General features: G+C 66.8%; 7 protein-coding genes. 6 read left to right on the plus strand and 1 reads right to left on the minus strand.

Features of this window, described 5'->3' with window-relative positions; genetic code table 11:
- A partial coding sequence (locus GJ633_RS11355) for an ATP-dependent DNA helicase (protein ID WP_321169043.1) occupies positions 1 to 1,700 on the minus strand: 1,700 nt, incomplete at its 3' end.
- A 37-nt stretch (positions 1,701 to 1,737) separates the two neighbouring features.
- Here GJ633_RS11355 and GJ633_RS11360 point away from each other — a divergent pair.
- The 6 genes from GJ633_RS11360 (at position 1,738) to GJ633_RS11385 (ending at position 8,135) form a co-directional block, all read left to right on the plus strand.
- A complete protein-coding gene (locus GJ633_RS11360; protein WP_156588921.1) occupies positions 1,738 to 1,977 on the plus strand; it encodes a hypothetical protein in 240 nt (79 codons plus the stop codon).
- 94 nt (positions 1,978 to 2,071) lie between these two features.
- On the plus strand, positions 2,072 to 2,551 hold the full coding sequence (locus GJ633_RS11365) for a histidine kinase (protein ID WP_156588922.1): 480 nt from the start codon (positions 2,072 to 2,074) through the stop codon (positions 2,549 to 2,551).
- Between the two features lie 135 nt (positions 2,552 to 2,686).
- Positions 2,687 to 3,187: an ACT domain-containing protein gene (locus GJ633_RS11370; protein ID WP_156588923.1), complete on the plus strand. Its 501-nt coding sequence runs from the start codon at positions 2,687 to 2,689 to the stop codon at positions 3,185 to 3,187.
- A 110-nt stretch (positions 3,188 to 3,297) separates the two neighbouring features.
- Positions 3,298 to 4,329, plus strand: coding sequence for a DNA repair and recombination protein RadA (radA, locus tag GJ633_RS11375; RefSeq protein WP_156588924.1), 1,032 nt, complete (start codon positions 3,298 to 3,300; stop codon positions 4,327 to 4,329).
- Between the two features lie 523 nt (positions 4,330 to 4,852).
- Entirely contained in the window at positions 4,853 to 6,571 is a 1,719-nt protein-coding gene (locus GJ633_RS11380) for an ammonium transporter (protein WP_321169044.1), read from the plus strand.
- A 226-nt stretch (positions 6,572 to 6,797) separates the two neighbouring features.
- Positions 6,798 to 8,135 (plus strand): glutamate-1-semialdehyde 2,1-aminomutase, encoded by a 1,338-nt coding sequence (locus tag GJ633_RS11385; RefSeq protein ID WP_156588925.1) that lies wholly within the window; start codon positions 6,798 to 6,800, stop codon positions 8,133 to 8,135.
- Positions 8,136 to 8,482 lie beyond the last annotated feature (347 nt).

The raw sequence follows: 8,482 nt of genomic DNA on the forward strand, positions 1-8,482 counted from the left end.
CCGCCTGCCCTTTCGCCCCCGCCCGCACCGCTGTCGGTTCCGGTCCCGTCGACGGCGCCGCCGAGCCGCTCGTAGTAGCGCTCGGCCTCCGCGTAGGAGGGGAAGAAGGCGAGCGTGTTGCCCGGGGTGAACCGGATCGCGTCGCGCAGCAGCGACCCCACCGTCTCCTGGGTCTCCGCGTCGTTGCGCTCGGAGGCGAAAAGCGGCGGCGTGTCGACCGCGAACGTCCGCCGGTTCTCCGCGGGGTACGCCATGCCGTACGCGATCGACGCGGTGTCCTCCAGCCCGAGCACGTCTTCCGTGACGTCGAAGGGACGGAGCGTCGCGCTCATCAACACCGACGCGGCGACCTCGTCGAACAGCTCTCGGGTGACCCGGCGAGGGATGCAGGTGTACAGCTCCGCTCGGCCGTACACTTCGTCGGTGGTGCCGTCGCGGCGCACGGAGACGACCGGGTACTGGCCGAGCTCCGTCCCCTCGTCCAGCCACGTCGACACGAACCGGGCGACGTGGAGGGTCTGACACTCCGTCCGGGTCGTGGTCTCCCCCTCGCGGTAGCGCCGTTCGTACTCCTCGTCGAGCGCCTCCCCGAGCTGGACCGCGAGCTCGGTCTCGGTGTCGATCCCCTTCCCCTCGTACTGCCGGAGGAACGCGAGCGTGAGGTCGTCTCGGCGGTCGTCGTTGGCGATCGAGACGTCTTCCCAGCGCTCGCCGACCCGCTCGCGGCCGCCGAAGTCGAGCGCCTCGTCGTACGTCTCGACGAGCGCGTCGCGGAACGCCCGGACGACGTTCTCGGCCGCCGCCGCCCGCGAATCGTCGCTGTCGGCGAGCTCGTCGAGGGCGGCGTCGAGCGTGTTCTCGGTCAGGGTTCGCGTGGCGTGGTCGCGCGCGGCGTCCTCCACGTTGTGCGCCTCGTCGAAGACGGTGAGTATCTCCGAGGGGTCGCGGTCGATCCACCGGAAGAACTGCTCGCGGATCTGCGGATCGAGCAGGTGGTGGTAGTTACAGACGACCAGGTCGACGCCCTCCATCCCCTCTTTCAGCAGTTCGTACCCGCACAGCTCGCGCTCGTCGGCGTACGCGTACACGTCGTCGGGCGTGCGGACGTCCTCGAAGAGCCAGCCGAAGAACTCGTCGGTGTCGCGGGTCAGGTTGTTGCGGTAGTGCGCACAGACGTTCGCCGTCTCGTACTCCTCGAGCTCGCTTTCGATCTCCTCCAGCTCGTCCATGATCGCCTCGCGGGCCTCGGCGGCTCCGGCGTCGCCCTCGCGGCTCTCGGCGAGCAGCTCCCGCTGGCGGGCCTCCAGCTCGTGCGCCTCGGCTTCCGTCTCGACCAGCTCGCGGGTGGTGTCGCGAAGGGTCTGACACTCCTGGTAGTCGACGTCGATATGACACATCGAGGACTTGCCCTTGAAGACGACGGCGCGGATGGGCTCCGTACGAGTGATAGCGCGCGCGTCCTCGACGAACTGCCGCATCTGCTGGTGGACGTTGGTCGTGATGACGACCGTGCGATCGTGTTCGCGGGCGTGTTCGAGCGCGGGCACGAGCGCGGAGAGGGTCTTGCCCGTCCCGGGCGCGCCCTCGAACAGCACGTCCTGTCCACGGTCCAGCGCGTTGGCGACCCTGTCCATCGCCTCGCGCTGGTTCGGATACGGTTCCTCGTACGGGAAGAACCGCAGGTGCGCCGACTCTGCCACGCTTGCGGGTTCGTCGCCATCGGCCAAAAGGGGTCGGGTGCCGGAACGGAAGTGGTCGCCGACGTCGGAGCGGTCGCTAGAGGCTGTCAGCAGCGACGGTCGCCGGGGGCTGTCAGCAGGGCCGATCGGCGGATCTGGACAGCAGGGCCGGTCGACGGACGTGGTCAACACGGAGGTCGCCGAGGCGCTCGACGTCACGCGGCCTACGGACGCGATCCGGCGGATTCGATCGCTCGTACGTATTCGCGTGTTCGGAGCGGTCGATCCCAGTCTATAACGGTCTATAATGTATATATACGTTGCGGGCGAGTGCGTCCCGATCGCCAACTTGCGGTATATATTACCGGATAGCTGCAGACGAATCGACCGCTATGGCAACCGAAACTGCGAACGCGACGACGGACGTATCGACCGGAGCCGGCGACTGGAAGGCGGGCGTGGCCGGCGGTCTCGTCGGTGGGGTCGCCTTCGGGCTCGTGATGGCGTACGTCATTCCCAACCCGCTCCTGCCGGTCGTGATCCCCTCGATGTACGGGCTCGCGCCGCCTGCGGCCCCGTTCCTCGGCTGGGTGATCCACCTGTCCCACAGCGCGGTGATCGGCGTCGGCTTCGCCGCGCTCGTCGGCGCGCGACCCGACCTCGCCGACGGCGTCGGGAAGAGTGTCGGGCTCGGTGCCGCCTATGGCATCCTCGTCTGGATCGTCCTCGCCGTGATCGTGATGCCGATCTGGCTTTCGGCCGTCGGCTCCCCCGCGAATCCGCCGCTACCCAACATCAGCGCGCTGAGCGCGATCGGTCACATGCTGTACGGCGTCGTCCTCGGCGGCGTCTACGCCGGGATCGTGGAGTAGTCGTTCTGCGCCTCACTCCTACCCTCCACCTCGCTCGCTCCCGTTCCACACCTCGTTCATTCCCTTCCCCCATCTCGCTCGTCGGGCCGCCGTCCCCCTCGTTTTTAAGCACGCAGCGGCCCCTGGTGGACACGAATGTTCGACGAGATCCTCGAGAAGTTCGAGGGGTCGCCCAGCCAGCAGGCCGTGATCCGGCTGTTCTTGGAGCGCGGCTTCTCTGTCAACGAGGACGGCCGCGTCGTCTCGGGCGGGATCGAGATCCCCTACACCGGGATCGCGCGCGAACTCGACGTCGATCGGCGCGTGGTCGACTCGACGACCGACGCGATCCTCGACGATCCCGAGCTGAAGCGCATCTTCACGAACATCTCGTCGGTACCGAGCCTGATGGATCTGGCGCCCGTCCTCGACCTCACCGTCCTCACGATCGAGGTCGCCGCCGCCGACGAGGCGGGGATCGTCGCCGAGGTGACCGGGATCTTCGCCGACCGCGACATCTCGATCCGACAGGTGCTGAGCGAGGACCCCGAGTTCACCGACGATCCGAAGCTGTACGTCATAACCGACGCCGACCTGTCCGGGGACCTCCTCGTCCAGATTCGGGAACTGCCGTACGTCCGTCGCGTCGGCTTCTGAGCCGTCGCACGCGCCCCTCGACGGAGCGACTACCCCTCCCTGCCGTCGATTTCACTTTCACCTGGGTGTAAACCAGACTTTATACCCGAAGCCGAACAAGCCCCGTGTACATGCCTGAAGACGAACTCGAAGACCTGCCCGGAGTCGGCCCCGCGACCGCGGACAAGCTCGTCGAGAACGGGTTCGAGAGCTACCAGTCGATCGCCGTCGCGAGCCCCGGCGAGATGTCCAACACCGCCGACATCGGCGAGTCGTCGGCCAGCGACATCATCAACGCCGCCCGCGACGCCGCCGATGTCGGCGGCTTCGAGACCGGCGCGACCGTGCTCGAACGGCGTCAGGAGATCGGCAAGCTCTCGTGGCAGATCGAGGAGGTCGACGACCTGCTCGGCGGCGGCATCGAGACGCAGTCGATCACCGAGGTGTACGGCGAGTTCGGGTCCGGCAAGTCGCAGGTGACCCACCAGATGGCCGTCAACGTCCAGCTCTCCAAGGAGAACGGCGGGCTGGAGGGCGGCTGTATCTTCGTCGACTCCGAGGACACGTTCCGGCCGGAGCGGATCGACGACATGGTCCGCGGGCTCGACGACGAGATCCTCGCCGAGGAGATGGAGCGACGCGAGATCGAGGGGACGCCGAGCGACGAGGAGGCGATGGAGCGGCTCATCGAGGCCTTCTTGGACCAGATCCACGTCGCGAAGGCGTTCAACTCCAACCACCAGATCCTGCTCGCGGAGAAGGCCAAGGAGCTCGCGAGCGAACACGAGGAGACCGAGTGGCCGGTCCGGATCGTCTGTGTCGACTCGCTGACGGCCCACTTCCGCGCCGAGTACGTCGGTCGCGGCGAGCTCGCGGAGCGCCAGCAGAAGCTCAACAAGCACCTCCACGACCTGATGCGGATCGGCGACCTCTACAACACCGCGATCCTCGTCACCAACCAGGTCGCGTCGAACCCCGACTCCTACTTCGGCGACCCGACGCAGGCGATCGGCGGGAACATCCTCGGCCACGCCTCCACGTTCCGGATCTACCTCCGCAAGTCGAAAGGCGACAAGCGGATCGTCCGGCTCGTGGACGCGCCGAACCTCGCCGACGGTGAGGCCGTGATGCGCGTGCAGGGCGAGGGGCTGAAACCGGAGTAACCGACTCTCCCGGTCCGGCCGAACTGCGTTCCGATCGACGACTCGGCTCGCGAGTCTGTGGCGGGATCACCAATCGAACGGAGATCCCCGTTGACGAACGTACACTTCTCGCGTCGCAGCTCGAATCGGTCGATATCGGACGGTTCACGCCGTTTCTCTACGATCCCGCGTCGCGGACTCTCGTTCAGCCGCGAACGCGGCCGGCAAAAATCACCGAACCCGACCGCGCACGCCGTCTCAACGGCCGAAATCGACCGATCGGCAGCGAACGTTCAATTATCTTATAGTACGTCCGTTCGTTTCGAGCGCAAACATTGCCGAGCGATCGTCTGATATACGTCCTTATATTCAATAGATGCCTCCTTATATTGAACGATTTCTGTATTATCAAAGAAATTTTTTGTGAAACTCAACTCTAACGTTTATATAATTGCCTTCCCCCGGGACGAAACGTGATTCAGCACATGAACACGGATGAAACGCGCTGCACGACTGACGAACGTTCAGTAGAGGTGGTCGTCTCGTGACGACCGGCGTACTCGCGACCGTGGACCCGACCACGTTCGGAAACGCGCTGAACGGCACGTGGATCCTCGTCGTAACGTTCCTGATCTTCTTCATGCACGCGGGCTTCGCCATGCTCGAAGCGGGGCAGGTCCGCTCGAAGAACGTCGCCAACCAGCTGACGAAGAACCTCCTGACGTGGAGCGTCGGGGTGACGGTGTTCTTCGTGATCGGCACGGCGTTCACCAGCGCGGTGAACGGATCTGGGGGGATCGCCTCCGCCGCCGGGACGCTGTTCTCGGGCGGTAGCCTCGCCGTCGAGGCGGGCGCAATCGGTCCCTACGTCAACTGGCTCTACGGCGCCGTCTTCGCGATGACCGCCGCGACCATCGTGTCGGGCGCCGTCGCCGGTCGCGCGAAGCTCCGCGCGTACGTCACCTACACCTTCCTTTTGGCCGCGGTGATCTACCCGATGGTCATCGCGTTCACCTGGTCGGCCTCCGGTGACGGGCTCGTCGCCCAGCTGACCGGCACCGCCTTCCACGACTTCGCCGGCGGCATGATCGTCCACGGAATGGGCGGGATCGCGGGGCTCACGGCCGCGGCCGTTCTCGGCCCGCGGATGGACCGCTACGCCGAAGACGGCTCGACGAACGTCATCCCCGGCCACTCCCTGACGTTCGCCGTCCTCGGGACGCTCATCCTCGCGTTCGGCTGGTACGGCTTCAACGTCGGGACGGCCGCGGTGGTCAGCGACGGCGTGTTCAACACGCTGACGCTCAACCTCGTCGCGATGGGGACGACCGTCGCGATGGCGGCCGGCGGGATCGGCGCCGCCCTCGTCGTCTGGCTGAAGACCGGCAAGGTCGACACGCTCTACGTCGCCAACGGGCTGCTCGCGGGGCTGGTCGGTATCACCGCCATCCCGGACACCACGGCGTGGTGGGGCGCGCTGGTCGTCGGCCTCCTCGCCGGCGGACAGCTCCCCATCGTCTTCGAGTTCGTCTCGGACACGCTCAAGATCGACGACGTCTGTGCGGTGTTCCCCGTCCACGGCAGCGCCGGCGTGCTCGGGACCCTGCTGTTCCCGTTCGTCGCCGCGCCGGGCACGCTTTCCAGTAGCGTCGGCGCGCACTTCGTCGCCCAACTGACCGGCGTCGTCATCATCGGCGGCTGGACGCTCACCGCGACCGCCGTCGTCTGGTACGCCCTCAAACTGAGCGGAGAGGCGCGCGTCACCCCGGAGCACGAACAGGAGGGGCTCGACATCTCCGAGCACGGCGTCGAAACCTACCCCGAGTTCGGCGGCGACCGCGTGGCGACCGACGGCGGTCCGTCCGTGGTCGACACCACCAACGACTCCCCGCGCGCCGACGGCGGCGAGGAGGCGGGCACGCCGATCAAGATGGTCACGGCCGTCGTCCGCCCCGACAAGCTCGGCGCGGTAAAACAGGCGCTCGCGGAGATCAACGCCCCGTCGCTCACCGTGACGAACGTCTCCGGTCGCGGCTCCCAGCCCGCGAAGAAGGGCCAGTGGCGCGGCGAGGAGTTCACGGTCGATCTCCACCAGAAGGTGAAGATCGACATCGTCGTGGCCGACATCCCGGCCGACGAGGTCGCCGACGCCATCGCCGACGCCGCGAAGACCGGCGAGCCCGGCGACGGCAAGGTGTTCATCATGCCGGTTGAGGACGCCCTGCAGGTCCGCACCGGCGCGACCGGGCCGGAGGCCGTCTAAGTCCGGCGCCCCCGGACTGAGCCGCACGGTCCAGCGAGATTCGACGAATCGACTCGACGAACCGACCCGGTTTCTTTTTCGACGGCTTCACGGCGTCCAGCGGTGGCGCCCTCGTGTGCTCGCGGAGCGACGCCGGCGGTCGCTCGGGGAATCGACGCGAATCGGTCGATGCGTCGCCGACGACGGGTTGGCAACTACTTTCATCCTCCCGATCCAACCCCGAGACATGAACCACGAGCGCTCCCGTGACCTGTACGACCGCGCGCTGTCGGTCATGCCGGGCGGTGTCAACTCCTCCGTGCGCGCGACGATGCCGCACCCCTTCTTCGTCGAGCGCGGCGACGGCGGCCACGTGATCGACGCCGACGGCAACCGCTACGTCGACTGGGTGATGGGGTACGGACCGCTGCTGTACGGGCACGACCTCCCGGAGCCGGTCGAGGCGGCGATCCAGTCGCACGCGGCGGCCGGACCGATGTACGGCGCGCCCACGGAGATCGAGGTCGAGCACGCCGAGTTCGTCTCCCGGCACGTCCCGAGCGTCGAGTCGATTCGGTTCGTCAACTCCGGGACGGAGGCGACCGTCTCCGCGGTCCGGCTCGCTCGTGGGCACACCGGCCGCGACAAGATCGTCGTGATGCAGGGCGGCTACCACGGTGCACAGGAGTCGACGCTCGTGGAGGGATCACCGGAGAATCCCCACCCGTCGACGGCGGGGATCCCGGAGTCGTTCGCGGAACACACCCTCCCGATCCCCTTTAACGACCCGGCGGCCGCCAAGGAGGTGTTCGCGGCACACGGCGACGAGATCGCGGCCGTCCTCGTCGAGCCGATCCTCGCCAACACGGGGATCGTAACCCCCGTCGACGGGTACCACGAGACGCTCCGGGACCTGTGTGACGACCACAGCGCGCTGTTGATATTCGACGAGGTCATCACCGGGTTCCGCGTGGGCGGGCTCGGCTGCGCGCAGTCGAAGTTCGGCGTGACGCCCGACGTGACGACGTTCGGGAAGATCGTCGGCGGCGGGTTCCCGGTCGGGGCCATCGGCGGACGGATCGAGATACTCGAGGCGTTCACGCCCGCGGGCGACGTGTTCCAGTCGGGCACCTTCTCGGGGCACCCGGTGACGATGGCCGCGGGGAAGGCCACCCTGGAGTACGCCGCCGAGAACGACGTGTACGAGCACGTCAATCGGCTCGGACGGAAGCTCCGCGAGGGGATAACCGAGATCTGCGCCGAACGCGCGCCCGAGTACACCGTCGTCGGCACCGACTCGATGTTCAAGACGGTCTTCACCCGCGAGGCGCCCGAAGACGTCGACGCCTGCTGTGCGGGCGGCTGCCGGCAGAACCCCGACTGTGCCCGGTACGACGACTGTCCGAAGACGGGCGCAGACGTCGCCAGCGCGGCCACGGACCGCTGGGAACGCGTGTTCTGGCAGGAGATGAAAGACCGCGGGGTGTTCCTCACTCCCAACCAGTTCGAGTGTCAGTTCACCTCCTACGCGCACACCGAAGAAGACGTGGAGCAGACGCTGGAGGCGTACCGAGAGGCACTCTAACCGAGCCGCCTTCGCTCACCCTGACGGGTTCGCTCGTCGAGGCCGGGGGATCACCCTCGAAAGAGCGGGTGTCAACGAACACGTCACAAGGGATTGTTTCACCACATTGTGAACGAATCAGCTGTTAGCCTCGGCGTGCTAGTAGTACGATAGAGGGATAGTTGAGCGAACTGGAGCGTTCGAGACGGGATTCGTTGCTGGCGAGGAGAACACTCACAAAGCCCCAGCCGCTCGCTGTACAACACGGGGAACGTGACTGCGAAGAACGTCTCCAAAGCCCCAGCCGCGAGGACTCGGGGGCCTTGCTGCGCTCCTCACTCGGTCGCTAGCGCTCCCTCGTTGCGGTG

The sequence above is a fragment of the Halorubrum sp. CBA1125 genome, from assembly GCF_009742825.1.
Lineage (GTDB): Archaea > Halobacteriota > Halobacteria > Halobacteriales > Haloferacaceae > Halorubrum.